The sequence below is a fragment of the Mesonia maritima genome, from assembly GCF_042433895.1.
In the GTDB taxonomy this organism is placed as follows: Bacteria; Bacteroidota; Bacteroidia; order Flavobacteriales; family Flavobacteriaceae; genus Mesonia; species Mesonia maritima.
This window is the reverse complement of record NZ_JBHLUA010000012.1, coordinates 613,301-638,955: the sequence shown is the minus strand read 5'-3', so window position 1 is coordinate 638,955 and position 25,655 is coordinate 613,301. Positions and strand designations below refer to the sequence as shown.

At 33.8% G+C, this 25,655-nt stretch carries 25 protein-coding genes; 5 read left to right on the top strand and 20 right to left on the bottom strand.

Annotated features, from left to right (window positions below; genetic code table 11):
- From ACFFGL_RS09800 to ACFFGL_RS09770, 7 genes are all read right to left on the bottom strand, one after another.
- Complete coding sequence (locus tag ACFFGL_RS09800; protein ID WP_309726510.1) at window positions 1–171, bottom strand: hypothetical protein; 171 nt, start codon at window positions 169–171, stop codon at window positions 1–3.
- Window positions 172–1,194 carry a phenylalanine--tRNA ligase subunit alpha gene (gene pheS, locus ACFFGL_RS09795; RefSeq protein ID WP_309726512.1) on the bottom strand — a complete coding sequence of 341 codons (1,023 nt, stop codon included), beginning with the start codon at window positions 1,192–1,194 and terminating at the stop codon, window positions 172–174.
- A 62-nt stretch (window positions 1,195–1,256) separates the two neighbouring features.
- On the bottom strand, window positions 1,257–2,429 hold the full coding sequence (locus ACFFGL_RS09790) for a PepSY-associated TM helix domain-containing protein (RefSeq protein ID WP_309726514.1): 1,173 nt from the start codon (window positions 2,427–2,429) through the stop codon (window positions 1,257–1,259).
- A 52-nt stretch (window positions 2,430–2,481) separates the two neighbouring features.
- Complete coding sequence (locus ACFFGL_RS09785) at window positions 2,482–3,681, bottom strand: DUF4374 domain-containing protein (protein ID WP_309726516.1); 1,200 nt, start codon at window positions 3,679–3,681, stop codon at window positions 2,482–2,484.
- A 71-nt stretch (window positions 3,682–3,752) separates the two neighbouring features.
- Window positions 3,753–6,083, bottom strand: a complete 2,331-nt coding sequence (locus ACFFGL_RS09780) for a TonB-dependent receptor (protein ID WP_378928364.1) — start codon at window positions 6,081–6,083, stop codon at window positions 3,753–3,755.
- Between the two features lie 129 nt (window positions 6,084–6,212).
- Entirely contained in the window at window positions 6,213–6,890 is a 678-nt protein-coding gene (locus ACFFGL_RS09775; protein ID WP_309726521.1) for a hypothetical protein, read from the bottom strand.
- Window positions 6,887–7,249: a hypothetical protein gene (locus tag ACFFGL_RS09770; protein WP_309726523.1), complete on the bottom strand. Its 363-nt coding sequence runs from the start codon at window positions 7,247–7,249 to the stop codon at window positions 6,887–6,889. Before ACFFGL_RS09770 ends, ACFFGL_RS09775 begins: the two co-directional genes overlap by 4 nt.
- 49 nt (window positions 7,250–7,298) lie before the next feature.
- On the opposite strand from ACFFGL_RS09770, the gene ACFFGL_RS09765 reads away from it, so the two are divergent.
- Window positions 7,299–7,811 (top strand): CvpA family protein, encoded by a 513-nt coding sequence (locus tag ACFFGL_RS09765; protein ID WP_309726525.1) that lies wholly within the window; start codon window positions 7,299–7,301, stop codon window positions 7,809–7,811.
- A 43-nt stretch (window positions 7,812–7,854) separates the two neighbouring features.
- On the opposite strand, the gene can is transcribed toward ACFFGL_RS09765, so the two are convergent.
- From can to ACFFGL_RS09705, 12 genes are all read right to left on the bottom strand, one after another.
- Window positions 7,855–8,493 carry a carbonate dehydratase gene (gene can / locus ACFFGL_RS09760; protein ID WP_309726527.1) on the bottom strand — a complete coding sequence of 213 codons (639 nt, stop codon included), beginning with the start codon at window positions 8,491–8,493 and terminating at the stop codon, window positions 7,855–7,857.
- 12 nt (window positions 8,494–8,505) lie between these two features.
- Window positions 8,506–10,086 (bottom strand): SulP family inorganic anion transporter, encoded by a 1,581-nt coding sequence (locus ACFFGL_RS09755; RefSeq protein ID WP_309726528.1) that lies wholly within the window; start codon window positions 10,084–10,086, stop codon window positions 8,506–8,508.
- An 86-nt stretch (window positions 10,087–10,172) separates the two neighbouring features.
- Window positions 10,173–10,475, bottom strand: coding sequence for a hypothetical protein (locus tag ACFFGL_RS09750; RefSeq protein ID WP_309726530.1), 303 nt, complete (start codon window positions 10,473–10,475; stop codon window positions 10,173–10,175).
- Window positions 10,476–10,543: 68 nt separating this feature from the next.
- Window positions 10,544–11,296, bottom strand: coding sequence for a tetratricopeptide repeat protein (locus tag ACFFGL_RS09745; protein WP_309726532.1), 753 nt, complete (start codon window positions 11,294–11,296; stop codon window positions 10,544–10,546).
- 2 nt (window positions 11,297–11,298) lie between these two features.
- Window positions 11,299–13,065 (bottom strand): BatD family protein, encoded by a 1,767-nt coding sequence (locus tag ACFFGL_RS09740; RefSeq protein ID WP_309726534.1) that lies wholly within the window; start codon window positions 13,063–13,065, stop codon window positions 11,299–11,301.
- Window positions 13,066–13,941, bottom strand: a complete 876-nt coding sequence (locus tag ACFFGL_RS09735) for a tetratricopeptide repeat protein (protein WP_309726535.1) — start codon at window positions 13,939–13,941, stop codon at window positions 13,066–13,068.
- On the bottom strand, window positions 13,916–14,965 hold the full coding sequence (locus ACFFGL_RS09730; RefSeq protein ID WP_309726537.1) for a VWA domain-containing protein: 1,050 nt from the start codon (window positions 14,963–14,965) through the stop codon (window positions 13,916–13,918). Before ACFFGL_RS09730 ends, ACFFGL_RS09735 begins: the two co-directional genes overlap by 26 nt.
- The gene (locus tag ACFFGL_RS09725; RefSeq protein WP_309726539.1) at window positions 14,966–15,976 is read right to left on the bottom strand and encodes a vWA domain-containing protein; all 1,011 of its coding nucleotides are present in this window, start codon (window positions 15,974–15,976) and stop codon (window positions 14,966–14,968) included.
- Window positions 15,976–17,619 (bottom strand): DUF4381 domain-containing protein, encoded by a 1,644-nt coding sequence (locus ACFFGL_RS09720; protein WP_309726540.1) that lies wholly within the window; start codon window positions 17,617–17,619, stop codon window positions 15,976–15,978. The genes ACFFGL_RS09725 and ACFFGL_RS09720 overlap by 1 nt, the downstream gene beginning before the upstream one ends.
- Window position 17,620: 1 nt before the next feature.
- Window positions 17,621–18,487 carry a DUF58 domain-containing protein gene (locus tag ACFFGL_RS09715; RefSeq protein ID WP_309726542.1) on the bottom strand — a complete coding sequence of 289 codons (867 nt, stop codon included), beginning with the start codon at window positions 18,485–18,487 and terminating at the stop codon, window positions 17,621–17,623.
- Window positions 18,488–18,567: 80 nt separating this feature from the next.
- On the bottom strand, window positions 18,568–19,572 hold the full coding sequence (locus ACFFGL_RS09710; RefSeq protein ID WP_309726544.1) for an AAA family ATPase: 1,005 nt from the start codon (window positions 19,570–19,572) through the stop codon (window positions 18,568–18,570).
- A gap of 134 nt (window positions 19,573–19,706) precedes the next feature.
- Window positions 19,707–20,507: a DUF4382 domain-containing protein gene (locus ACFFGL_RS09705; RefSeq protein ID WP_309726546.1), complete on the bottom strand. Its 801-nt coding sequence runs from the start codon at window positions 20,505–20,507 to the stop codon at window positions 19,707–19,709.
- Between the two features lie 192 nt (window positions 20,508–20,699).
- Between ACFFGL_RS09705 and ACFFGL_RS09700 the strand changes: the two genes are divergently transcribed.
- From ACFFGL_RS09700 to ACFFGL_RS09685, 4 genes are all read left to right on the top strand, one after another.
- Window positions 20,700–21,452 (top strand): SDR family NAD(P)-dependent oxidoreductase, encoded by a 753-nt coding sequence (locus tag ACFFGL_RS09700; protein WP_309726547.1) that lies wholly within the window; start codon window positions 20,700–20,702, stop codon window positions 21,450–21,452.
- A 6-nt stretch (window positions 21,453–21,458) separates the two neighbouring features.
- Window positions 21,459–22,592: an ATP-binding protein gene (locus ACFFGL_RS09695; protein WP_309726549.1), complete on the top strand. Its 1,134-nt coding sequence runs from the start codon at window positions 21,459–21,461 to the stop codon at window positions 22,590–22,592.
- 89 nt (window positions 22,593–22,681) lie between these two features.
- The gene (locus ACFFGL_RS09690; RefSeq protein ID WP_309726551.1) at window positions 22,682–23,407 is read left to right on the top strand and encodes a metallophosphoesterase family protein; all 726 of its coding nucleotides are present in this window, start codon (window positions 22,682–22,684) and stop codon (window positions 23,405–23,407) included.
- Between the two features lie 29 nt (window positions 23,408–23,436).
- A complete protein-coding gene (locus ACFFGL_RS09685) occupies window positions 23,437–24,000 on the top strand; it encodes an autotransporter domain-containing protein (protein ID WP_309726553.1) in 564 nt (187 codons plus the stop codon).
- 65 nt (window positions 24,001–24,065) lie between these two features.
- Here ACFFGL_RS09685 and amaB read toward each other — a convergent pair whose 3' ends face one another.
- On the bottom strand, window positions 24,066–25,619 hold the full coding sequence (gene amaB / locus ACFFGL_RS09680) for an L-piperidine-6-carboxylate dehydrogenase (protein WP_309726555.1): 1,554 nt from the start codon (window positions 25,617–25,619) through the stop codon (window positions 24,066–24,068).
- Between the last annotated feature and the right edge of the window lie 36 nt (window positions 25,620–25,655).

The window sequence follows — 25,655 nt, the reverse complement described above, 5'->3', positions numbered from 1 at the left end:
TTAATCGTTTAAGCGATGTTTAATTTTAAAATAAATTACAGATAAAATTATTGCGGCAACCGCTAACAAAATTAATCCGATCGTAATTTTTAATAAAGCGATGATAAAGGTTACGTAAATAATGACGCCCAATACAATAATTGCTAATACAAAAAAGCCAAATTTTTTCATCTATAATACAGATTTAAATTGTTTTAAAAAGCGTACATCATTTTCGTAAAACATTCTAATATCGCCAATTTGATAGAGCAACATCGCAATACGTTCGATTCCCATTCCGAATGCGAAACCGGAATATTCATTTGGGTCGATATTACAATTTTTTAGCACGTTAGGATCTACCATTCCGCAGCCCATAATTTCTAACCAACCGGTTCCTTTGGTAATTCTGTAATCGGTTTCGGTTTCCAGTCCCCAATAAATATCTACTTCGGCACTTGGCTCTGTAAATGGAAAATAAGAAGGCCGAAGTCTTATTTTAGATTTACCAAAAAGTTGCTTGGTGAAATACAATAAGGTTTGCTTTAAATCTGCAAACGAAACACCTTTATCAATATATAAACCTTCTACCTGGTGAAAAATACAGTGTGAACGCGCAGAAATAGCTTCATTTCTGAAAACCCTACCTGGTGAAATAGTTCTAATGGGCGGCTTATTGTTTTCCATATATCGCACCTGAACACTAGAAGTGTGTGTTCTTAATAAAATTTCTTCCGGATCGGTTTGAATAAAAAACGTATCCTGCATATCACGAGCGGGATGATACTCCGGAAGGTTTAAGGCTGTAAAGTTATGCCAATCGTCTTCCATTTCAGGACCTTCAGAAACATTGAAGCCGATATTAGAAAAAATTTCAATAATCTGATTTTTAACGATAGATATAGGATGGCGCGAACCGATTTCTATAGGTTCTCCAGGGCGGGAAAGATCGCCGTAAATTCCTTTTTCTTCTTGCTTGCTTTCTAAATCACTTTTAAGCTGATCAACTTTTTCTTGTGCGACGGTTTTTAACTGATTAATGCTTTGCCCGAATTCTTTTTTTTCTTCGTTCGGTACATTTTTAAATTCAGCAAAAAACTCGTTTAAAATTCCTTTTTTTCCTAAAAATTTAATTCTGAATTGTTCTATTTCTTCGGCTTTATCGGCTGTAAAACTTTCAACTTCAACTATATAATTCTTAATCTTTTCGATCATGATTCGCTTCTATTAAAAGGGCAAAGTTAAGAAAAAATAGAGGTTATCTAATAAAATAAGAATTAAGGTAATGGAAATTTTAATCCTTTCCATTTATTACCTTTTTTCCACCATATAATAAACCCGGTAATTGGTAAGCTGGTAGCCACAATGCAAACTAAAAAAGCAATAATTTTGGTAGTAATACCTCCTATAGCTCCTACGTGTAGATCATAATTTAGACGCATAAGTTGATCTCCTCCATTTGCTTTTTCTAAAGTAGGCTCTACTTTTATAGCTCTTAATGAATTTTGTTCGTAATGTATGGTTGCCGTTTGCCATCTACTTTGCATACTAGGGTTTATACCAATACTCCAAACTCCATTTTTTCCGTATGGATATTTTACATTAATTTTATTATGCTTAGGATCTACTTTATTAATTACATTGTTAAATAGCACATCTTCATCTTTTTGAGTGTACTTTGCTACGGCAGTAGTATCTGAAAAGAATCTTTCCCTAGTGAACTCTTCCCCTCCTGAGGCAGTCCAATAACTAAAGTCCCTAAACCAACTCATTCCATAAACCATTCCGGTTAAGCCAAAAATCAAGGCTATAAGTAACGTATAAAAGCCTAACACATTATGAAGATCGTAATTAAGACGTTTGAATTTTGCTTTCCATTTTATTTTAAAGCTTGCATTCTTGGTAGCCTTTGTCCATTTTTTTGGCCACCATAGCACTAATCCGGTAAGTAAGGTAATTACAAAAATTAATGTAGCATAGGCAACCAAAGGTTTACCAATATTTCTAGGCAACCAAAAATTATAATGGCCTTCTAATACAAACCTCCAAAAATCGTTATTTAAATACCTATTATGTAAAATCTTGCCTGTGTAAGGGTTTACATAAACGACTTGGTAATTAGACCTGTCTGCGTAATAAGGAACTTCTACACTTTTATCTTCTCCTCTATAAAAAACACCCCATACTGAAGTAAAACCATATTTTTCTTTTACTGTTTCGCTTAATATAGAAGGGGGCAAAAATTCTTTGCTTTCTGGTACTTCTACTGTTTGATAAGGTTCAAAGATTAATTTTAATTCTCTTTCGAAAACCAAGATGGTAGCTGTTAAGCTAACAATGACTACAACTATACCAGAAATTAACCCTAGCCACAAATGTAACCAAGCAGATAACCTATAAAAATAGGACTTGTTTTTCTTTTTCTTATTTTTGGATGATTTAGATGCCATAAAAAAAGTAACCTGAACGGTTTACATTCAGGTTACTAAAGTTTAATGATTTTTATTCTTCTACCGGAGATAGTTTGCTGATTGCAGTTATATTGCCAGCTTCTACTTTTAAGCCTCTGTTAGCTGATGCATTTGCTATATTAATATTATATACATAATTACCGCTTTCTGTATTTACGCCAACGTGTACTGTTGATCCATCTTCTGAAGTATAATTTGTACTTGTTATAGAAGAAATTTCATTAGCATTTGGCAAACCGGTTATCCAAGTAAAACTCTTGGCATAAACATCTACAACAGCTAACTTATTACCTGAGGAATAAGCTCCTTTATCTTCTTTTGACCTCATCATCACCACAAATTTACCATTAGATGCATAATGCTGAGAAGCTATATAGTAACCATTAGAAGCTTCTTCTAAATTAAAGAAATAAGATTCATCAAATTCCATTGTCGATGGATTAATTTTAGTGATCGCAGAAGGTTTTGAAGAGGTAAATTCATCATTTAACGTGGCCACAGAAGAAGAAAATCCATACACCTCTCCATTATCTGTCACTTCCAATCCACTATTAAAATAACGTCCTAGAAAACTTGTACGATCATCTTCTATCACTTTCTCTAAACTCATAGAAGGGTAAGAATAAACCGCTACCCATGCTTGATCGGGATATTCTGTTCCCCAAGCATCATTACAACAAGCTTTCATAGACATAAATGGAGCATAAACCTTATCGCCTACCTGTGTCATCCAAGTAAAAAAAGCTTGTTCTCCTTCTGGAGCCAACTCTGCTGTATTAATTTGGCCTTCAGCATCGAATGTAAATGTATTGGTATTTAAGCTATACCATTCTGCTGAAGGATTATCTGAGCTTCTAGAAACTCTTGCCATTAAAACGTCGTCATTTACATTGGTAAATGTTTGAACCGTTTCAGAAGGTAGGCTAGGAGATTTAGTTAGTGACATGTCACTTTCTAACTGATAGTTATTGACTGCTCCAGGATCACCTTGCCCATATAATAAACTAAAAAATTTATTATTATTAGTGATGTAATAACGATAAGTACCATCTTGTTCTATACCGTTACCCAACAAAGTAGTTTTACCTTCCATTAGTGTTTCAACATTTAGCACATAATCTGCTACCCCTTCACTTTCCTTTGGTGTAGCGGTAATTATATATTCTCCTTTGGCAACATAGTTTTCACCTCCAGTCTTTGGGCCATCATCTTCAGAACAACTAAAACTCAATGTAGAAATAACTAACATTGCAAAAGCATACAAATTGAATTTTCTCATAATAATATTTATTAATTTAAGGGTTATAGTGTATATCTAATTTTCGCAGAAAAACTTCTTCCCGGTTTTTGCAAACTAAAATTATCGTAAAGAAGCGCGTCAAAAATATTTCGACATTCTAGGGTAAACTGTAAATGGTCCATGGTCAAACTTGCATTGAAACCATGAGCAATTTGTTCTGGCACTCCGTACTTTCCTTGACTTTGATCTCCAGCTTCAGGCCAGTAAAGGTAAAATGCATGCACATAAAGAAAATCGTACCCTAGACTTAATATTTGGTTTTCACCAAAAGCATTATGAATGTTATAGGTTGCATTGGCATTTCCATAGGTAAAAGGCATATTAGGGATTCTTGACCTATAGAAAATACTTTCGGGATTATTATTTCTTAATTCTTGATGAGTGATGTTGGCTGTTAGATTAAGTTTATTTTTATAACTATAACGTAACTGAACCTCTAAGCCATAGTTATTCATAGCTTGAACATTCTCATTTACATTTTCAGATTGATTAATGGCCAGACGTTTTCTTATAAAATCTTTAGCATCTCTCGCAAAAATATTGGCTTCTAAATTAAGTAAATGATCTTTGAAAACTTTCACCCAATACGAACCTCCTAAATTATAATTATGGCTTTTTTCTGGTTTTAAATCTATATTTCCTTGAATGATATTCGCATCACCAAATAATTCTATAGCTGAGGGCAATCTATAACTCTTCTCATAAGAGGCTTTAATTTGTGTATTATCATTAAAGAAGTAAGTTATCGCCGCCCCATAACCAAAATAATTCCCAGTTCGATCCATTTTTTCGTAATATGTACTTTCACTATTACTTTTTACCCGACGCTCAGAATAATCAATTACTTGATTATAATTTTTAAGGAAACCTAACATATTCCAATCACCACCTTCATAAGTGTAAGAAAGACCTGATATATTTTTATTAGTCTTTTGAGGTTGATCAAAATTAATATCGTTTTCTTCATTTAAAAGATTTTCCTGCTTTCGGTTAAAGGTGGTATACACGTTATTGATAGCTACCTTATGATTTTTATTAATTTCATAATCTGCAGAAAAAGTTGCAATCCCATTATTATCCTTTAATTGAAGATGCTGATAATTTAGCTCTCCCCCTCTACTGGTAAGGATATATTCACCTAACCAATTGTAACGTCGTGAAAGGGTATCAATGTATTTTTCTTTTCCTAAATTATAATTGGCATTTCCTTTCACATCTAGCCCCGGTGTTATAAAATTTTGTTTTTTATAACTTATCGAAGGCATAATAGTACTTCCCTGACTATGCCTACCGCCATATACTGCTATTTGTCTGGCTCCAGTTTGTATTTCTTTATAATTTTGACCAAGTGTAATCCCAAAAAGCAATTCATCTGCAAAACTTTTATTAATTATACCTAATTTCCCTATAAATGTTTCGTTGTGATATTTATCATTAAACCTTTTAACTTTTTTCTTTTCAAAACCTTCTCCATTTTGATTAACTTCTGCTAAAACTTTATAATCATTATCGGAAAAATTCTGAAAAGCGTTTATATGAATAATAAAACCTGAAGCGGCCACATGGGTAGCCAAGATATTAGTTCGATGAGTATTAAAAGATCCGTAAGAATAAGAAAGATCTAAATTATCTTTCTCATAAGTATTAGTTACAATATTTATAGCTCCACCTAAAGCATCAGCCCCCAAATTAATAGGGACTACTCCTTTATAAACCTCTATTCTATCTGCCAATCCAACAGGAATATTGTTGATTTGAAAGGAACTTCCAAAATGCTCCATTGGAATTCCATCTATAAAAAGTTTGACTTGATTTCCTCTAAATCCATTCATAGAAAGATTCATATCAGAACCAACCCCCCCATTTTCCCGAATCCTAATTCCTGAAACCCGATCTAATGCGTGACCTACATCCAAAGTGGTTTTGTGTAATTTTTTTGCATCTATTACATCAACATTATAGGCTAATGCTTCAATTTTCTGTATTTTGCTTTTTGCAGAAATGGTAACTTCATCAAGATCATAGCCGGTTTTCAGTTCAACTTCTTTAGTTATCTTATTGTTGGGTTGTAAGTTTATTTTTTCAGAATAGGTTTCAAAACCTACGTATGATATCTCTAATGTATAAGTGCCTTTAAAGTTTCCTTTAAGACTAAATTTTCCTTCATCATTAGTTACAGTTCCTCTAGCTATTTCTTTAAGACCAACACTCGCTCCTAGTATAGGAACTTGATTTTCATCTACAACTTTTCCTGACACTATTGAAGATTGTCCAGAAACAAATGAAAAAACAAATAATGACAATGATAAAATGAAAAGTGATTTATAGTGCATTTAATAAATTAACCTTATTAAGACTTATTTTAAATTAAATGCAAATATAATTAGAGGTCAAAGTTTAACAAGATTAATTCTAAATAACTTTAATCGTATTTTTAAATGATAATAAAGAAAATTATAATTTTATCTGATACTCTTTTTAATTAAAAAAATATAATTCATTAGAAAGAAAACCGCGATTGCTCCGAAGCTATGCCAAAGCCAATGCGTTCCCATCTCTAATAAATCTAATCTTTTATCGAGAATTCTAAAAAGTATGGCGAGACTGAAAGCACTAACAGCGTAAAGAATTTGACTTCCGTTTTTAAAGTTGGTTTTTATCAGGTAAATAACCAACGGAAGTAACAAGCCTAACGCGGTAGCTATATAACCGATAGATATTTTCAATTTAGCCGGCCAATTAATGAATCGAACGCCGAAAACAAGTACTAAAACTAAGAGTAAAAGCCATATTTTTTGAAGCCAATTATTACCGTCTTTTAAAGTGAAATAGATAGAAACGGCTAGACAAAGTAGAATTATTGGAACCCAATCCATTAACAACCAAATTTCGTGACTTCTTGTAGCGTGATAAATTGTTCCCCCTATAAAACCGATTGACAAAACAGGAAGCGCACCCGCCAAAAAACTGTGCTTTTTGTAATCTTTATAAACTTTTAAAGAAAAATAAATTATAATCGCCAGAAACAGAAAATTGCTTAACGTATTAAACGGTTCTACCGGAAATCTACCTTCCACGGTTTCCTTGTAAATAGGTCCGCTATCATTAGGGAAGTTCAATAAAATGCTTAACACATTCATTCAGCAGTAATGTAATTTTTTTCTAAAAAGTATTCTACAATTGCTTCTTTCATCATTACTGCTTGCTCGCCGGCTTTTAAAGTTGGTAATTTTTCAACAATATTATAATGCGGCCAACCGTCTGCATCAATATAATCGAACTTATAATAACCGTAAGGTTCTAGTAATCTGCAAATAGCGATGTGCATTAAATCGATTTTATGATCTTTTTTAAATCGTCGATGCAATTGTCCCAATTCTTGCACGCCAATTAAATAAATTATCGCGTCTAGTTCTAGCGTTTCTCCATCTGCAAATTGGTTAGATAGTTTTTGTTGAACTTCTTCCCACTGTAGTTTCAATTTTTCATCTCTTGCCATAACTGCAAAGATAATTAACTTCTCTTTCTAATTTAATTATATTTGATTTATGAATGTAATTGATATTGTTTTAGGCATTTTACTCCTGTTTGGTTTGGTACGCGGTTTTATGAAAGGTTTTATTGTAGAACTCGCTTCGCTCATCGCGCTTTTTGCAGGAATTTACGGGGCGATTCATTTTTCATATTTCGCTATAAATTATTTAGCTGAATGGGTTTCGTGGGAACAAGAATACATTCAATTAGCGGCTTTTGCCATTACTTTTTTAGTGATTGTAATAATCATTTTAATTCTCGGGAAAATTCTTACCAAATTAGCTGGCGTTATCGCTTTAGGAATTGTAAATCGAATTCTCGGCGGAATTTTTGGCGTTGTAAAAGTCGCTTTTATTATAAGCGTAATTCTAATGTTTTGGGAAGGTTTTAATAAAGACGGAAAATATATAGCTGAAGAAAAATTAGAAAATTCAATTTTATATAATCCGGTAAAAAAAATAGCTCCGTTAGTTTTACCAACTATTTTAGAAGAACTCGACGAGCGAGATTTAAATTTTGAAGAATAAAAAAAGCCGGATAATTCCGGCTTTTTATGATATATAAATGAAATTAAAATTTTAACTGGTAAACTTCATCTAACTCGTCATTACTGCTCAGGTTTACATTCAAATCGTTTACAATTCCTGTACCGATACCGTACGCCCAACCGTGAACGGTAAGATTTTGATTGTTTTTCCAAGCATTTTGAACAATAGAAGTTTCAGCTAAATCGAACACTTGTTCAATAACATTTAATTCTACAAACTTATCCCAGCGTTTATCTTCATCTTCAATTTTATCAAGCTCCTCTTTATGAATTTTATAGACATCTTTTATATGACGAATCCAGTTATCTATTAAACCGATAGATTGATTTCCCATAGCTGCTTTTATACCGCCACAGCCATAATGTCCACAAACAATAATATGTTCAATTTTTAATGCGTTTACTGCATAATCGAGTACGCTTAACATATTCATATCGGTATGAACCACCATATTGGCAATATTTCTGTGTACAAAAACTTCACCGGGATCTGCACCAATAATTTCATTTGCCGGAACGCGACTATCGGCGCAACCAATCCAAAGTAATGGTGGGTGTTGCCCTTTTTCTAAACGTTTAAAAAAATTAGGATCGTCATTTAATTTAGATTTTACCCAATTTTTATTGTTGTCTAAAATCTTTTTATAAAAATCTTTACTCATAATTTTTAAGTTTTAAGCCGTTATTTTCTTCTCTTTTTCAAAAAATTTCTTGTAACTATCGGGGTTTTCTTCGGTTCCGCGTTCAGAAATAATTTTTATGGTAATATTACGATCTTTTGCACGAACAGAAAACTCATCTAATATTTCAATAATGTCGTAATCTAAATTTTTGGTTTTTCTTACGTCTAATTCTAAAAACGCGTTATCTGGTAAGTTATGAAGTTCCCGAGAAATTGCTCCTTTATTTAGAAAAGTTACTTCTTCAGCTAAAGTCATTTTAAATTTATTATCGTCTACATCGTAGCCTTCTTTATGAAGAAAATGCGAGTTTTTATAACTATTCAATAAAATTACAACAATTCCTACAGCAAGTCCTAACCCGATTCCAATTAATAAATCGGTAAACACAATTCCTATAATAGTAACAATAAAAGGAATAAACTGACTATATCCTAAACTAAACATTTGCTTGAATAACGAAGGTTTTGCAAGTTTATAACCCACCATTAATAAAATAGCAGCTAACACTGCAAGCGGAATTTTATTCAATAAAACAGGAATGGTAATTACAGAAAGTAATATTAAAAAGCCGTGAAATATGGCTGAAAATTTTGTTTTTCCTCCCGATTGAATATTTGCTGAACTTCTTACAATTACTTGCGTGATAGGTAAACCACCAATAAAACCCGAAATAATATTTCCTGTTCCTTGAGCAAATAATTCTCTATTGGTTGGGGTTACTCTTTTCTGCGGGTCTAATTTATCTGTTGCTTCTACACATAATAAGGTTTCTAAACTCGCCACAATGGCAATGGTAAAACCAATTACCCAAACTTGTGGATTGGTAATCGCTGAAAAATTAGGAAAACTAAATTGCCCAATAAAATCTGTTGCACTTTCCGGTACAGGAACTTGAACCAAATGAGCGGCAGCAATAGCAAAAGTTTCATGATCTGTCATAAAAATTTGATATAAAACTCCAAAAATTACGGCAACCAAAGGTCCTGGAATTATAGTGAAAATCTTATGTTTTTTTGATAATACTTTCTCCCATAACAGAAGAATCGCTAAAGCTACTAGGGTTACGGTAATGGCTCCGGGAGAAATATAGTCGAGCATATTTACAAGTTCGGTAAATGTATTTTCTCCATCGGCTTGCGAAAAATCTAAATCGCCTTCGTAATCTTTATCGTAACCAAAAGCATGTGGAATTTGTTTTAAAAAGATAATAATCCCAATTCCAGCCAGCATTCCTTTAATGACGGATGATGGAAAATAATAACCGATTACACCGGCTTTTAAAACACCTAAAAGAATTTGTAAGGCTCCGCCAATTACAACGGCAACTAAAAAATTCTCGAAACCTAAGCTCGCAATTGCGCCAAGAACAATAACAGCTAAGCCAGCTGCCGGACCGCTTACCCCTAATTGTGAACTACTAATGGAACCTACCACGATACCACCAATAATACCAGCGATTAAACCAGAGAAAAGTGGGGCGCCACTAGCGAGTGCAATTCCTAAACATAACGGAAGTGCAACAAAAAAAACAACAATACTTGCGGGTAAGTCTTTATTCAAATATTTAAACATAGAAACTTTATTTTGAAATTTAGAAAACAGATCAACACCTACTTTTTTAAGTAGTTATAAGTTGATTTTAGAAAAATGTAAGAGTTCTATGCTAGTTCTGGAGGCGGTAACAGCAAATCAAAATAAATGATTTCATCGCTGAAAAAATAAAAAGGAATAAATGACTTTTTTAAGATGGAACGAAAAACAAAAATATTTTCTCCTTCATAAAACAATTTCCAAACCCCTTCTGCGGTATCACTTTCGTCGCTATTAGAATTGTGCTCTTCTTCTTCAGAAAAATTGAAAACATAAGAAATATCTACGTTCTGCTTAATTAATGTAACCGTTGTAGGTATAATTAAAAAAGCAACAAATAATAAAAGAAAAGATATTGCTAATTTTTTCAAAATAAATTCTTTAAAATGTAAAAGTAAATTAAAATGAGGAGGAAAATAAAAATAAAGCAACAAATCTGCTAAAGCTTTTTCAAAGCGTTTTCTTTAATCCAGCCTTGTGTTCCGTCGGCTAATTCAATTTTTAGATATCCGCTAAAATCTTCTATAATTTTCACTTTTGTACCTTCATGTAATTGAAAAGCTTCATCTGCTCTTGCATTTGGTTCATTCTGGACGCTAACTTCTTCTTGGAAAATTATTCCTGCTTGATTGTTTTGCTGAATTTTATATTGCTGAAATGCAAAAATTACGCTACAAATACACAAAATTAAACTCACTAAACTTATACTGAAAAATATTCGCTTTTTTAAAGTAGCAACCGAAAAATAATAAACAAGAAAAAGTACCACAAAACCTATTGAAAATACTATAGAAAGCCACGCCCACGTATTAAAATTATACGTAGAAATTAAATTATTTACCATTTTTGCCAATCCGGTTTTTGGCACTTCCTCAATCGCGTCGATTTTCATGTTTTCGGCAAACTCCAAATTATTTTTTATATCGGCATCGTTCGGGTTTAACTGTAAAGCTTTCTCGTAATAATAAATACTTGGCGCGATATGATTTAGCTTATAATGTGCATTTGCCAAATTGTAATATAAAGAAGCCGAAACTTTCTCTTCTTTTAAAATTTGCTCGTAGCTTGAAATTGCAGCGTCATAATTTCCATCGTTGTATTGTGCGGTAGCTTTTTCAAATAAAGCATCGGCATTTTGTGCGGAAATAATTCCGAAGAAAAAAAATACAAAAATGTAGATTAAATTTTTCATACTTAAATTTGCTTATCTAATCCTGCAATTACTGAAACGGCTTTGTCATAATCTTGTTGCATACTGGTTTTTGATGCCGGGGTATAGCGTGCAAATTCACAACTTTCTAACAACTGAATAAAAGCTAAGTTATTTTCTGAACTCGCCCCGCGATTATCTAATAAATCTTTTATTTTTTCTTTGCTCATCTCTCCGGTTTTAATGGAAAGTTTTGCTTTTAAATAATTATGTAAAGCGCGTTCTAACGAATCGTAAAAACGTTGTTGATCTCCTAAATTTTTCTTCGCTTCAGATAAATATTTTTTAGCAAGTTTATCGGCTTTTCTCAGTTTTCTACCTTCAACATCATTGGCGCGTGCTTCACGTTTTTTTCCGAAGAGAATTGCTAATGGAATTGCTAAAAACGGAACTAATAATAAAACCCAAAACAACACGCTTTTAAAAAATGGTACTTCATTTTTCTCCTGTAAATCTGGCGATAATTTTAAATAGCGAAACTGTTTTTTCTCGGTCGGTACATTTTGTTTAACAACGCCGTTTTCTGTAGATGAACTCGCACTAGCAACTTGTGTAGGACCGTTTTCTACATTAATTAATAATTCATCTGAACGAAGGGTTTTATAGCTTTCTGAATTTACATCGAAATAGGAAAAAACCACTGGCGAAATCGGGTATTTCCCTTTCAGTTGTGGAACAATTGTGTACGTATCGGTAATGCTACCGTACATTCCGTTCGCATTTGTTTTTACATTTTCTAGGTGTTCCGGTTCATAAACTTCTAACGAACCGGGCGTTTCCAATTTTGGAAGTTGAAACAATTTTAAATTTCCGTTACCCGAAACGCGTACTGTTGCTTCTAACGATTCGGTAGCATCTAAACTTGTTTTATTGGTATTTACTGAAAATTGAAAACTTCCTACCGCGCCGGTAAATGTTGCTGGTTTTCCTTCGGTTGGAAGTGGTTTTACCTGAATTTTTCGGCTATCGGCAGCGATAGTTTTCTGCACGGTTTCTGAAAGTCTTCTTCCAAAAATATCTCTTCTATCGGAAGGAACTTGCACAGAGACATTCAGCGTAAGCGGTTCAATAATTAATTCACCCGTTTTTTGTGGATATAAAACGGTTTTTTGTAGAGTTACATACCGATATTCTTCGCCTTTATAGGTTCCGTTTTTTACTTGTAAACGACCAATATCTATATTTTGATTCCAAAAATCTGTAAATTTCGGACTGTCGATGGGTCGCCAATCACTTACATCTATTCGCGGACTTACATAGAGTTTATATTCAACTAAAATTCCTTCGTTTAAATAAGGATTTGATTTTGAAACTTCAGCAACTAAATGAATATTATCTGAAGCTATTAATTCTGAATTATTCCCATCGGTTGGTTTATCTACCGCGGTGGTAACTTCAACTTGTAAAGGCGTAGTTTTGTAGATCTCGCCTTTAATTAAAATTTCGGCTTGCCCGATAGTGAAAGTTCCGCGACTAGTTGGTTGAAGAAAATAACTATATTTTTTCTGATAGGTTTTTTTTCCGTTTAAATAACTATAACTTATCGATTGGTTTGGACCGCCAACGACGGTAAAATTTTTAAAATCTGGCGGATTAAAATTATCCCCATCTTCATTCATCGTAAAATCTACCCGAAGACGCTCGTTAATACCAAGTTTTGTTCGGCTAAGTTCGGCTTCAAACTGAACTTGGCTTAAGGCACTTGCGGAGACAAAAAAACTTAATAAAAATACAAGAATGTTATTTTTCATTTACCAATCTTTTTCAGTCGTTCTTTTTTGTCCTTTTTCTTTTTTGGCGTTTATTTTATCTTGAATCTTTTTCTCTTGATTTTCCATCGCCTCTAAGAGGTTTTTAATTTGCTGCTTAGAAAGTTTTCCTTCAGCAGGTTGTTGTTGCTGATTTTTTTCAGCATTATTTTCATCGCCTTTTTCTTGTTTTGGCTGTTGCTGATCTTTCTTTTGTTGATCGCCTTCATCTTTTTTCTGATCTCCTTTCTTCTCGTCTTTATTCTGGCTTTGATCGTCTTTATTATCTTTTTTATTTTGTTCGTTTTCACCGCCATCTTTTTCATTCTTATCTTCGTTCTCCTTCTTATCGTTCTTCTGATCTTGGTTTTTATCGTCTTTATTATCTTTATTTTGCTGCTGTTCTTTTTTCAATTTTTCTTTCGCTAAGGCGAAATTATAGCGTGTTTCCTCATCGGTTGGGTCGTTTCGTAAAGCATTTTTATAAGCTTCTACCGCTAAAGCATATTTTTTTTCTTTCATAAACGCGTTTCCTTGATTATGATAGGCTTTATGTTTTAGGGTTTTGTCTTCAGAAAGGACAGAAGATTGATGCAAACGTTGCACCGCAGAAACAGATTTTTCTTTATTGTAATACAAATTACCTAAATTATAACGAGCCTCTGCATTGTCTTTATCTTTCGCAATGGCTTCTCTGTATTTTGCTTCTGCTTTCGGAAAATTATTTTCGGCTAATGCTTCTTCAGCTTCTGCCATAAAAACCTTGGCTTCTTCAACGTTATCTTGTGCTTTAAGCTGAAATGTTGAACAAACAATTATCGCTACTATTATTTTCTGAAAAAAATGCTTCATATTAAACGTCATCTTCTTTCTTTTCATTGAATAAATTTAAGCGTTTTACCCACGAGGTTTTTCGCTCTAATAAGAACACTTCTAATACAATAAAAAGTATGCCAAACCCTAAAAACCATTGAAATTGATCTTTATAATCGGCAAATTGCTTGGTTTCGAAGTCTGCTTTTTCGATGTTTTGCAGTATTTCTGTCACTTTTTCGGTCACCTGTTTTGTATTGCTGCCATCGATATATTCGCCATCGGTTTCTTCGGCAATTTCTTTTAGGGTTTCTTTATTCAGTTTAGTGATAACCGTTTCGCCATTATTGTCTTTTTTATATTGCTGGGTAACACCATTTCGTTTTATAGGAATTGGACCTCCTTTTTCTAAACCTACGCCAATCGTAAAAATTCTAATTCCGTTATCGGCAGCTTCTTCAGCAATATCTTCGAGATTTCCGCCGTGGTCTTCACCATCACTAATTAAAAATAATATGCGATTGGTTTGCGAATCGTCATTATAATAGGTTTTTGCGAGTTCTATAGCTTCGTTTATCGCGGTTCCTTGACTGGAAACCATATCGGTATTCATACTTTGCAAAAATAATTTGGCAGAACCGTAATCTGTAGTAATGGGTAACTGCGGAAAAGCGCTTCCTGCGTAAGCAATTATCCCGATTCTATCGCTTGCCAAATTGTTGATGATTTGGGTAACTAATTGTTTCGATTTTTCTAATCGGTTTGGCGCTATATCTTCAGCCAGCATACTTTTTGAAACGTCCATCGCAAAAACAATATCGACTCCGGAACGTTTTACGGTTTCCATTTTTGAACCGATTTTAGGATTTACCAACGCCATAATTAAACAGCTAAAACCTAAGAGTAGTAAAATGAGTTTTACCCAAGCTTTAAAAGTAGATTTATTAGGACTAAGTTTTGCTAGCAAATCGGGTTCTGCAAATTTTTGCTGAGCTCTTTTTTTCCATAACAACATTCCTACGAAAATCAAAATGATTAGCGGAATGATGATGAATAGCCAAAAATATATTTTTTCTTCGAGTACTAGCATTTATACAAAACTTCTAAAAATTGTGTAACGCAATGTAATTTCTATCAAGAGTAATAATCCGGCTAAAATTGCTAAGGGTTTGTATTTTTCTTGATAGTTGTAATATTTAAATTCTTCTATTTCGGTTTTTTCAAGTTTATTGATTTCTTCATAAATAGCTTCTAATTTATTTTTATCGGTAGCTCGAAAATATTTTCCGCCGGTACGCGAGGCTATTTGTTTAAGTAATTCTTCATCAATTTCTACTTGAATTCTTCCGTAGCGAAAATTTCCAGAAGGTGTTATTGCTACAGGACTTAGCGCAACTCCGTTAGTTCCTAAACCGATCGTGTAAGATTTTATATCGTATTCCATCGCTAAATCCATTGCAATTTGCGGATCGATAGTTCCTGCATTATTTACGCCGTCTGTTAGCAAAATAATTACTTTACTTTTTGCTTTGCTGTCTTTTAATCTATTTACAGAAGTAGCTAAACCCATACCGATTGCGGTTCCGCTTTCCATAATATTGTTGAATTCAACATCATTTAACGCGTTTAGAATAATGGATTTATCGCTTGTTATTGGGGTTTTGGTATAACTTTCTCCGGCGAATAAAACCAAGCCGAAACGATCATTTGGACGATCTTTAATAAATTCTGAAGCGACCTCTTTTAACGCTTCTAACCGATTTGGTTCTAAATCTTTTGCCAACATACTCGCCGAAACATCGATTGCCATAACAATGTCGATTCCTTGCGTTTTATTGGTTTTTGTAGAAACATCTACGGTTTGGGGTCTTGCCATTGCCACAATTAAAAATGAAAGTGCGATTAAACGAACTACAAATAAAAGTGGTTTTAATTTAGGTAGAATTCCTTGTTTAATTTTGAAGCCTTTTAAACTTGAAATGCTTACTTCCGGACTTTGCTTTTTCCTTTTAAAAAAATACCAGACAAGCAAAAGCGGAAGTAATAAAAACAACCAAAACCATTGTGGATTTTCAAATGTTATGTTGCTAAAATCGAACATTAGTTTTCTTTGTTAAATTGAATAGAATTAATAATTCTGCCGGTTATTTCTTCAGCGTATTTATCGCCTTTGTTATAAATTACCGTAACTTGTTCTAAACCTTGATTTTCAACCAAATTAATGATCACATAACTTTTTTCTTGATCTTGCTTGGTTATTGGATTTTTGTAAACCGCGCTTCCAAATATTTTTAAGCCTTCTTCTCCGGTTACGGTAGTGAATTTCTCATCTTTCATAAGAATATTTCGCGCGCCGTTTTTCTCCATTTCTTGTTGAATTCCATCAACCGTTTTATTTAAATCGAATTGTACTTGAGGTGGAATTGGCGTTGTTGAAACCATCACATGAAAATCTCCAAATAACGGTCCGTAAGAAAATACTTCAGCAGTTAAATTTTCTTGTCCTACTGAAAATGCTAACGAATCTTTATTTCTAACTAAAACTTCTGGTGTGGTAACCGTAATTGGCGGCGTTCCATATTCACTTTCTATCCAATCACCTTTTAATAATTCTTTTGTTGGCGTTCCGAGTAATTGATCTTTTGCCATTTCATAACCTTTCACCCCTACAAAAATGACTAAAGCCAACACAATTGCAGCAAGACCTCCAATTATGGAAACGATAATTACACGCTTACGTTTTCTTTTACGTTTTTCTTCTAAATAAGCTTCATTTTGAAGCAATTCTTCTTCCGTAGGTTCTGGAACAGCAGTTTTAAACGCGTCAATATCTTGCTGAACGGCTTTACGATCTTCTTTCGCTGTTAATCTATCAGGTTTTATACCGGCGAATTTTGCTAAATCGGCTCGTTTTAAAATCGATTCAAGATTTGTAATTACCGATTCTTCTACTTCAATTTTATGCTGATTTTTTAAATCTTTTAAAAGCAGAATTAATTCGCTTGTCGTGCTTTCTAACGCGCGATCATCAATTTTTTTATCAAGATAACGTCGTACAGCATCGGTTAAATTGGAATAATATGTTTTTACATCGCCACTTTCTAAAATGTTACTTTCATCTAATTTTTTTAGGGTTAACATTGCTTTTTCATACGGCGGAATTTCTTTTTTCGCTTCTTCTCGTTTCTTTTTCTGCTTCAGAATAAACCAAATTAATGCCGCTAAAACTAGAATTCCTCCTAAAAGCCACCAAACCCAAGAGGGAATTGAAAATGGTTTTTCAACTTCTACCGATGGTTTTATTGGGTAAAGCGCTTGTTTAGTAGTATCAACCGCAACGGTTCTCACTTCAAGCTTTAAAGAATCGGTAAAAAAGGGAGAATTATTAATTAAAATTTGCTGTCGTGGAATGGTATAATGACCAGAATCGAATTGCGTTAACGCATATTCTTTCACTAATTGAAAGCGTTTTTTCACGCTTAACGTATCAACATCTGTGGAAGAAACCATTTCTAAAGGCATAAACGTTTGCCCTTCAGGAAATAAAACAGTATCGGTAGAGTCGGCTTCAACATTAATTTTATAGGAAATCTGCTCTCCTATTTTCATAGAAGTGGAATCGATAGAAGCTTTTACTTGTTGAGCAAAAGTTGAAGAATGCGTAAAGAATAAAAATAAAAGTACCACTATTCCGATATAAAACCGACAACTTTTTAAAATGGAACTTGTGCTTTTTCTTCTCATGTTATCCGCGTTGTTTAAAATAACCTAATAATTTTTTCACGTAACTTTCTCCAACACTCGTATTTATGGTTCCTGCACCGCTTAGTCTAAACGTGTTATTAAAATACGCCGCTCGAGAAATATAATATTTAGCGTAATTATTTCTTACACTTTTTGAAGAAGTATTTACTAACATTGTTTCGCCGGTTTCAGCATCTTTCATATTTACCATTCCGACATTTGGCATTTCTTTTTCGCGTTCATCGTAAATTCTAATTCCGGTGACGTCGTGTTTATTTCCTAAAATTTTCAGGGTTTTTTCATACTCATCGGTCATAAAATCTGAAAGAATAAAGACAATCGCTTTTTTCTTCATCATATTCTGTAAAAACTTCAAGGCAGCGGTTAAATCGGTTTGTTTATTTTCGGGCTGAAATTCCAGTAATTCCCGAATAATTCGCAACACGTGTGAGCGTCCTTTTTTTGGTGGGATAAATAATTCTACTTTATCTGAAAAGAGTAAAAGTCCGATTTTATCGTTATTTTGAGTTGCGGAAAAAGCCAAGGTTGCCGAAATTTCAGCAATAATATCTTTTTTAAAACTTTGCGTGGTACCAAAAAATTCTGAACCTGAAATATCGACCACCAACATCATAGTAAGTTCGCGTTCTTCTTCAAAAACTTTTACAAAAGGTTCGTTATAACGCGCGGTAACATTCCAATCGATACTTCTAACGTCGTCTCCAAATTGATATTGGCGTACTTCGCTAAAGGTCATTCCGCGACCTTTAAAGGTAGAATGGTATTCCCCGCCAAAAACATGATTGCTTAAGCGACGGGTTTTTATTTCAATTTTACGTACTTTTTTGAGTAACTCTTTTGTATCCATTTAATTGCAAACAGTTTTCAAAAAACATTAGCAGAAAGATTTCATTTTGACTGTTTACTGCCACTACAGGTAATTATTTTTTATGGCACTTCAATTTCATTCACGATTTTACCGATAATATCTTCGGAAGTGACATTTTCGGCTTCAGCTTCATAGGTAATTCCTATTCTATGACGAAGCACATCTAGAACAACCGCCCGAACATCTTCTGGAATTACGTAACCTCTTCTCTTTATAAAAGCGTAACATTTTGCTGAAGTGGCTAAATTAATACTTCCACGAGGAGAAGCACCAAACGAAATTAAAGGTTTTAATTTTTCTAATTTATATTTTTCTGGATAACGTGTGGCGAAAATAATATCGAGAATATATTTTTCAATTTTCTCATCCATATAAACATCGCGAACCGCGCTTTGTGCTCTTAAAATTTGCTCGATGGAAACTACGGGATTCACTTTATCAAAACTTCCTTTTAAATTCGCGCGCATTACCAATTGTTCTTCATTCATTTTCGGGTAATCGATTACTGTTTTCAGCATAAATCGATCGACTTGCGCTTCTGGTAACGGGTAAGTTCCTTCTTGTTCTACCGGGTTTTGGGTTGCCATTACTAAAAATGGCTTATCTAGCGTGAATGTTTGTTCGCCAATGGTAACTTGCTTTTCTTGCATTGCTTCCAGCAAAGCAGATTGTACTTTTGCCGGAGCTCTGTTAATTTCATCTGCCAATACAAAGTTTGCGAAAATCGGTCCTTTTTTTATACTGAAATCATTCACCTTCATATTATAGATCATCGTACCAACAACATCTGCTGGAAGTAAATCTGGCGTAAATTGTATTCTACTAAAGGAACCCTGAACTGCTTTGGAAAGTGTGTTAATCGCTAAGGTTTTTGCCAAACCGGGAACTCCTTCGAGAAGAATATGACCTTGCCCTAAAAGTCCTATTAGAAGGCGTTCGATCATATGTTTTTGCCCAACGATAACTTTATTCATTTCGTTGGTAAGTAAGTCTACAAAAGCACTTTCTTTTTCAATTTTTTCATTTAATCCTGCAATATCTACTGAGGTTGTGGTTTCTTCCATAGTTAACTTATCATTTGGCTTTTCACTAACGGTGCAAATTGTAAAAATATTGGCTGAATCCCTGTTAACAATATCTTAAAACTAATTAAGGCGGTAATTTACCGCCTTAATTCTTTAAAAATCTATTTAAATTCTTATTCGAACGAGATTTCTCCTACTGTAGTAGTTTCGCCATTTACAACCTCTACATCTGTAAGGGTTTGAATTTCAAGATCTAAATTCGCATCCGGCTGAATAGTTAACGTATAGGTTCCTTCTGGAACACCGTTTAATTCAAATTCTCCTTCAGAATTACTATATGTAGAAATTTCATTAGTATCGTTTTCTGCAGTAATTAATGCTGATAAATTTAATGGTAAAATTGAACCAGCGATTCTACCAGTTTCTGCTACGGCATTAATTCTAATAACAGGTTTTAAAGAATAACCACCATTTCCTTGTGTTACAATTGATTTTTCTACATCAAAATCTAGTATATATTCGTACACAATTCCTTCTTCTAACGTGGTGTTTAAATTTAATTTTAAACCTGACTGTTGTGCACTAGGAGTTGAAAGCGGAAAAGTTTCTCCATCAACTACAATCGTGTTATCATCTCCTAAAATTAATCGGATTTGAGAAACATTTCCTGCAGGAATTTCTTCTTCGTCGGTTAAAACAACACTCGCTCCGCCAGTTAATTCTAATAAATCATAAATTCCCGCGTTTACTTCTCCAAAAGCAACTTCATTTTCTTCTCCACTATATTTAATAACAATATCTTCTACATCAATATTCACCTCATCATAATCTCCAGGCGCATCGACCATTTTTAAACTCATTTTCGCTTTTCCTTGATTACTAGATGAATTTGAGTCATCATCATCACTACAAGCACTAAATGCGATTAAACTTACTAAAAGAACTGCTAAAAATTTAAAATTCATTTTTTTCATATCCACTTTTTTATATTATTAATTCGGCTATTTTACCAAGTTTATCGATAAACTTCAAAATCATTAACTTTATTTAACGGGTTGCTTAACTTTCAGTTAACATTCAAAATTTATTCTTCAATTAGAAAAAGTAATCTATTTACAATGCTCAAATTTTAGTAGTTTTATCATAGTTCAAAAAAAATACTATAGATGAATAAAATAGTTTTAATAACGGGTGCCACAAGCGGAATTGGAAAAGCTACAGCCGTTCGTCTGGCTAAAGAAAGTTTCAATTTAATTTTATGCGGAAGAAGAGAAAATCGCTTAGCGGAACTTAAAAGTGAACTTTCAAATTTTACTGAAATCCACACCTTAACTTTTGATGTTAGAAATCAAGCCGAAATTACCAAAGCGATAGAAAGTTTGCCGGAAAACTTTAAGCAAATCGATATTCTAATTAATAACGCCGGAAATGCACACGGACTCGATTTCATTCAAGATGGAAATACGGAAGATTGGGATGCAATGCTCGATATTAACGTGAAAGGTTTACTTTATATGAGCAAAGCTATTTTACCGGAAATGGTTTCTCGCGGAAATGGACATATTATAAATATTGGTTCAACCGCAGGAAAAGAAGTTTACCCAAAAGGGAATGTATATTGCGCCAGTAAACATGCGGTAGACGCCATTAATCAAGGAATGCGAATGGATTTAAACGGAACCGGTGTAAAAGTTGGCGCTATAAACCCAGGTTTGGTAGAAACCGAGTTCAGCGAAGTACGTTTTAAAGGTGATACTGAAAAAGCCAAAAAAGTTTATCAAGGTTTTCAAGCCTTAAAACCTGAAGATATTGCCGATATTATTCATTTTGTACTTACGCGCCCTTATCATGTAAATATTGCCGATTTAATGGTAATGTGTACCGCGCAAGCTTCTTCTACGATTGTCGATAAAAAATAAATTCTAATGATTAATAAACGCTTGCTCATAAAAAATTTACTGGCTCATAATGCTGAGAACAGTTTTTATGACAAAAAGCGAAAAATTAATATTGGTGAAAAAGAAGGTAAAGCTAAACTTTTAAAACACATTTGTGCGCTTTCTAACAGCAATCCCAAAAACAACAGCTACATTGTGATTGGTGTTGAGGATGAAGATAACAGTATTGTTGGTGTCGATTTTTTTGATGATAGTAAAATTCAGAATCTTATTAATGCTTATTTAACGAATCCACCGCTGGTAACGTATGAGAATGTTTTATTTCCGCATTTACCTAACGGAAAAGTGGTCGGTTTGGTAAGCATTCGCCCAAATGAAGGAAAAATTTGTTCGCTTCGGAAAAATATCTGGAAATATTACGGCGGCATGGTTTTCTTTAGAGACGGAAGCATTAGCATGCCAAAAGCGTTTGATATTGAATTGAAAGATATAAATTCTGAAATCGTTAAAGCCATCGAAAGTCATTCGCAAAACACGATAAAATATACGTTGGATGGTGTTTTTGATTTTATGAAAAAAAGCAAAGATTACCAGCCAACGTATAAAGTTTTTAAGGAATATTTTGTGGTTTGTTGGGCAGGAAAAGCAAAAGAAATTGAAGAAAACACTTATTTATCGCGCGTAAATATTGAGTTGATTAACGAGCAGGTAAAACTTTTTTATTCAGATTTAGATGAAATTAGTATTGCTTACGATGAAGACAGCTTTAAAATTATTGAATACGTTCATTTAGGTTTATATGAAAGCTATAAATATTATCCGCTAGAAGAAGTTACCTTTCATTTTAAAAATAATATGAGTTATGAAATTGAGAGCGAAATGGTTTTTCATCCGCCAGAATTTCCTAAAGAAACCTTATATCATATTTTCAATAACAATAATAGCATTATAAAAAAGCTGAAAAATAAAGAACCGTTAACGCCAATACAAGAAAAAGATCTTTCTAAGCTTCCCGCAACGTATTTGCTTTGTCACCTCAACGGATTTACAGATGCAATAGAAAAGTTGGAAGAAGCCAAACCTTATCTAAAAAATTATCCTGAAGTTTATTCTCGTTATAAAGAAAGCGTACGAATTTTACGGAAAGTTCGATATAACTAATGAGAAAAAAACAAGCTATTAAAGTTTCCCAAAAACCATGGCTTGCTTTTAAATTTTCTTTATTTTCGGATATCGAGAGCGTATAATTTATGAAAACATTTGCAATAGGAGATATTCACGGCGGATTAAAAGCCTTAAAACAAGCATTGAAAAAAGCAAACGTAAAAAATGAAGACACCTTAATTTTTTTAGGCGATTATGTAGATGGTTGGAGCGATTCCGCGAATGTAGTTTCTTATTTAATTGAACTCGCCAAAGAAAAAACCTGCATTTTTATTCGGGGAAATCACGACGATTTAGTTCAACATTGGCTCGAAACCGAAGAAATGAACGACAAATGGCTTCAGCACGGTGGCCAATCCAGCATAGACGCCTACCGAAAATTATCTTCAGAAGAAATTGAAAATCATCTCCATTTTTATCGCGAAATGGTAAATTATTATATCGATAATAATAACCGACTTTTTCTTCACGCCGGATTTGCTAATATGCACGGACCCGAACAGGAATACAACGATTACACTTTTTATTGGGATCGAACTTTGTGGGAAATGGCACTCTCGTTAGATAAGAATTTAAAAAAAGACGATCTATTTTTTCCGAAACGCTTACAACTTTTCGATGAAATATTTATCGGTCACACTCCAACTACACGAATCAATAAAACCGAACCTGTAAATGCTGCAAATGTTTGGAACGTCGATACCGGCGCAGCTTTTAAAGGCCCACTTTCTATTATAAATGTTGATTCAAAAGAAATTTTCCAGAGCGATCCCGTTTATAAATTATATGCTGAAGAAGCAGGCAGAAATTAATACTTATCTTTGTTAAAAAACTAACTATAATGAAAAAGACACTATTTGCAGCAATTATTGCACTTTTTAGCTTGCAACAAAATTTTGCACAAGAAAGCTTTCCTAAAAATGAAGTAAAACTAAATATTGCAAATACTATAGCAATTGCTTCCGTTGAAGTTGGCTATGAACGTTTTATCGGTTTTAATCAATCTATTGGAGCTGAGATTTTAATTAACGATCGTATAAATTATCATAGCGAATCGGGTTCCCGAAAATTTAATACCAATAGCGTAAAATTAGGCTACAATTTTTACTTCGGAAAAGAAACCGCAGGTTCTGGAATTTATGCAAATATTTTTGCGAAATACCGTTTCGGTGATTTTGAACAAAATGGAACTCTAGAAGTAAATGGAAACTCACAAACCGTAAAAGTTGAAACCGATATGAATACCTTTATGGTTGGAATTGGCGCTGGTTACAAATGGAATTTTAATGATAAATTTATTATCGCGCCTTATGTAAATATCGCAAGAAACTTCAGCGAAGAAGTGAAAGAACGCTTTTCAGCAATTGAATTTAATGCCGGTTTAAGCGTTGGTTACCGTTTCTAAAATTATATAAAAAACAAAAAACCCGCTGAAGTTCAGCGGGTTTTTTTATACTTAAAATTTAATTTTTATAAATCAAATTTAATTCCTTGTGCCAATGGCAATTCTGTAGTATAGTTAATGGTATTGGTTTGTCTACGCATATAGATTTTCCAAGCATCAGAGCCGGATTCGCGTCCACCGCCGGTTTCTTTTTCACCGCCAAATGCTCCGCCAATCTCTGCACCTGAAGTACCAATATTTACGTTCGCGATTCCGCAGTCAGAACCTTCAACAGATAAGAAGCGCTCTGCTTCTCTTAAATTATTAGTCATAATTGCAGAAGATAAACCTTGTTTTACCCCGTTTTGTAAATCTAAAGCGTTTTCTAAATCACCTTTATATTTCATGATATATAAAACTGGAGCAAAAGTTTCGTGCTGAACGATTTCAAAATGGTTTTCAGCTTCAGCAATCGCAGGTTTCACGTAGCAACCGCTTTCGTAACCTTCGCCTTCTAGAACGCCACCTTCAACTAAAATTTTTCCGCCTTCTTCAACTACTTTATCAAGCGCGTGTTGGTAATTTTTTACCGCATCTTTATCGATTAACGGACCAACATGATTATTTTCATCTAATGGATTTCCAATACGTAATTGTTTGTAAGCATCTACAATAGAATCTTTTACTTTATCGTAAACATCTTCGTGAACAATTAATCGACGCGTAGATGTACAACGTTGTCCACAAGTTCCTACTGCTCCAAATACAGCACCAATTACCGTATTTTTAATATTAGCGTCTGGCGTTACAATAATCGCATTGTTTCCGCCTAACTCTAATAATGATTTTCCTAAACGTGCTGCCACAGCTTGCGCAACAATTTTACCCATTCTAATTGAGCCTGTTGCTGAAACTAATGGTACACGCTCATCGTGCGTCATCATTTCTCCTACTTTGTAATCACCAGTTATTAAGCAAGAAATTCCTTCTGGAAGTCCATTTTCAGAAAATACTCGCGCCGCGATATTTTGGCAAGCTACGGAAGTTAATGGTGTTTTTTCTGAACCTTTCCAGATACAAGCATCTCCACAAGCCCAAGCTAAAGCTGTATTCCAAGACCAAACCGCTACCGGGAAGTTAAATGCTGAAATAATTCCGACAACACCAAGTGGATGATATTGTTCATACATTCTATGTCCTGGACGTTCAGAATGCATGGTTAATCCGTGTAACTGACGAGAAAGACCAACTGCAAAATCGCAGATGTCAATCATTTCTTGTACTTCACCTAGACCTTCTTGGTAAGATTTTCCCATTTCAAAAGAAACCAATTTCCCAAGTGGTTCTTTTAAGCGTCTTAATTCATCATTAAATTGACGAATTACCTCTCCACGTTGCGGAGCCGGCATTGTTCGCCATTCTTTAAAACCGTTAGAAGCGGTGGTAATTACTTTTTCGTAATCTTCTTTAGTCGTTGCTTTTACTTTTCCGATTAACGAACCATCTACCGGTGAATACGATTCGATAATTTCACCATTACTGAAAAAATCTTTTCCAGTAGAAGTTCCATTATTAATATCTGTTAAGCCTAAATCTTTTAGGGCTTTATCAATTCCAAAATCTTTTGCGATTTTACTCATTAGAGTTGTGGTTTTTAAAATTTATTGTTTCAGTTT

Excerpts from the sequence above, each read along its gene's own strand:
- ACFFGL_RS09800 (WP_309726510.1), bottom strand. The coding sequence starts at position 171 with ATGAAAAAATTTGGCTTTTTTGTATTAGCAATTATTGTATTGGGCGTC.
- pheS (WP_309726512.1), bottom strand. The coding sequence starts at position 1,194 with ATGATCGAAAAGATTAAGAATTATATAGTTGAAGTTGAAAGTTTTACA.
- ACFFGL_RS09790 (WP_309726514.1), bottom strand. The coding sequence starts at position 2,429 with ATGGCATCTAAATCATCCAAAAATAAGAAAAAGAAAAACAAGTCCTAT.
- ACFFGL_RS09780 (WP_378928364.1), bottom strand. The coding sequence starts at position 6,083 with ATGCACTATAAATCACTTTTCATTTTATCATTGTCATTATTTGTTTTT.
- ACFFGL_RS09775 (WP_309726521.1), bottom strand. The coding sequence starts at position 6,890 with ATGAATGTGTTAAGCATTTTATTGAACTTCCCTAATGATAGCGGACCT.
- ACFFGL_RS09770 (WP_309726523.1), bottom strand. The coding sequence starts at position 7,249 with ATGGCAAGAGATGAAAAATTGAAACTACAGTGGGAAGAAGTTCAACAA.
- ACFFGL_RS09765 (WP_309726525.1), top strand. The coding sequence starts at position 7,299 with ATGAATGTAATTGATATTGTTTTAGGCATTTTACTCCTGTTTGGTTTG.
- can (WP_309726527.1), bottom strand. The coding sequence starts at position 8,493 with ATGAGTAAAGATTTTTATAAAAAGATTTTAGACAACAATAAAAATTGG.
- ACFFGL_RS09755 (WP_309726528.1), bottom strand. The coding sequence starts at position 10,086 with ATGTTTAAATATTTGAATAAAGACTTACCCGCAAGTATTGTTGTTTTT.
- ACFFGL_RS09745 (WP_309726532.1), bottom strand. The coding sequence starts at position 11,296 with ATGAAAAATTTAATCTACATTTTTGTATTTTTTTTCTTCGGAATTATT.
- ACFFGL_RS09740 (WP_309726534.1), bottom strand. The coding sequence starts at position 13,065 with ATGAAAAATAACATTCTTGTATTTTTATTAAGTTTTTTTGTCTCCGCA.
- ACFFGL_RS09735 (WP_309726535.1), bottom strand. The coding sequence starts at position 13,941 with ATGAAAAGAAAGAAGATGACGTTTAATATGAAGCATTTTTTTCAGAAA.
- ACFFGL_RS09730 (WP_309726537.1), bottom strand. The coding sequence starts at position 14,965 with ATGCTAGTACTCGAAGAAAAAATATATTTTTGGCTATTCATCATCATT.
- ACFFGL_RS09725 (WP_309726539.1), bottom strand. The coding sequence starts at position 15,976 with ATGTTCGATTTTAGCAACATAACATTTGAAAATCCACAATGGTTTTGG.
- ACFFGL_RS09720 (WP_309726540.1), bottom strand. The coding sequence starts at position 17,619 with ATGAGAAGAAAAAGCACAAGTTCCATTTTAAAAAGTTGTCGGTTTTAT.
- ACFFGL_RS09715 (WP_309726542.1), bottom strand. The coding sequence starts at position 18,487 with ATGGATACAAAAGAGTTACTCAAAAAAGTACGTAAAATTGAAATAAAA.
- ACFFGL_RS09710 (WP_309726544.1), bottom strand. The coding sequence starts at position 19,572 with ATGGAAGAAACCACAACCTCAGTAGATATTGCAGGATTAAATGAAAAA.
- ACFFGL_RS09705 (WP_309726546.1), bottom strand. The coding sequence starts at position 20,507 with ATGAAAAAAATGAATTTTAAATTTTTAGCAGTTCTTTTAGTAAGTTTA.
- ACFFGL_RS09700 (WP_309726547.1), top strand. The coding sequence starts at position 20,700 with ATGAATAAAATAGTTTTAATAACGGGTGCCACAAGCGGAATTGGAAAA.
- ACFFGL_RS09695 (WP_309726549.1), top strand. The coding sequence starts at position 21,459 with ATGATTAATAAACGCTTGCTCATAAAAAATTTACTGGCTCATAATGCT.
- ACFFGL_RS09690 (WP_309726551.1), top strand. The coding sequence starts at position 22,682 with ATGAAAACATTTGCAATAGGAGATATTCACGGCGGATTAAAAGCCTTA.
- ACFFGL_RS09685 (WP_309726553.1), top strand. The coding sequence starts at position 23,437 with ATGAAAAAGACACTATTTGCAGCAATTATTGCACTTTTTAGCTTGCAA.
- amaB (WP_309726555.1), bottom strand. The coding sequence starts at position 25,619 with ATGAGTAAAATCGCAAAAGATTTTGGAATTGATAAAGCCCTAAAAGAT.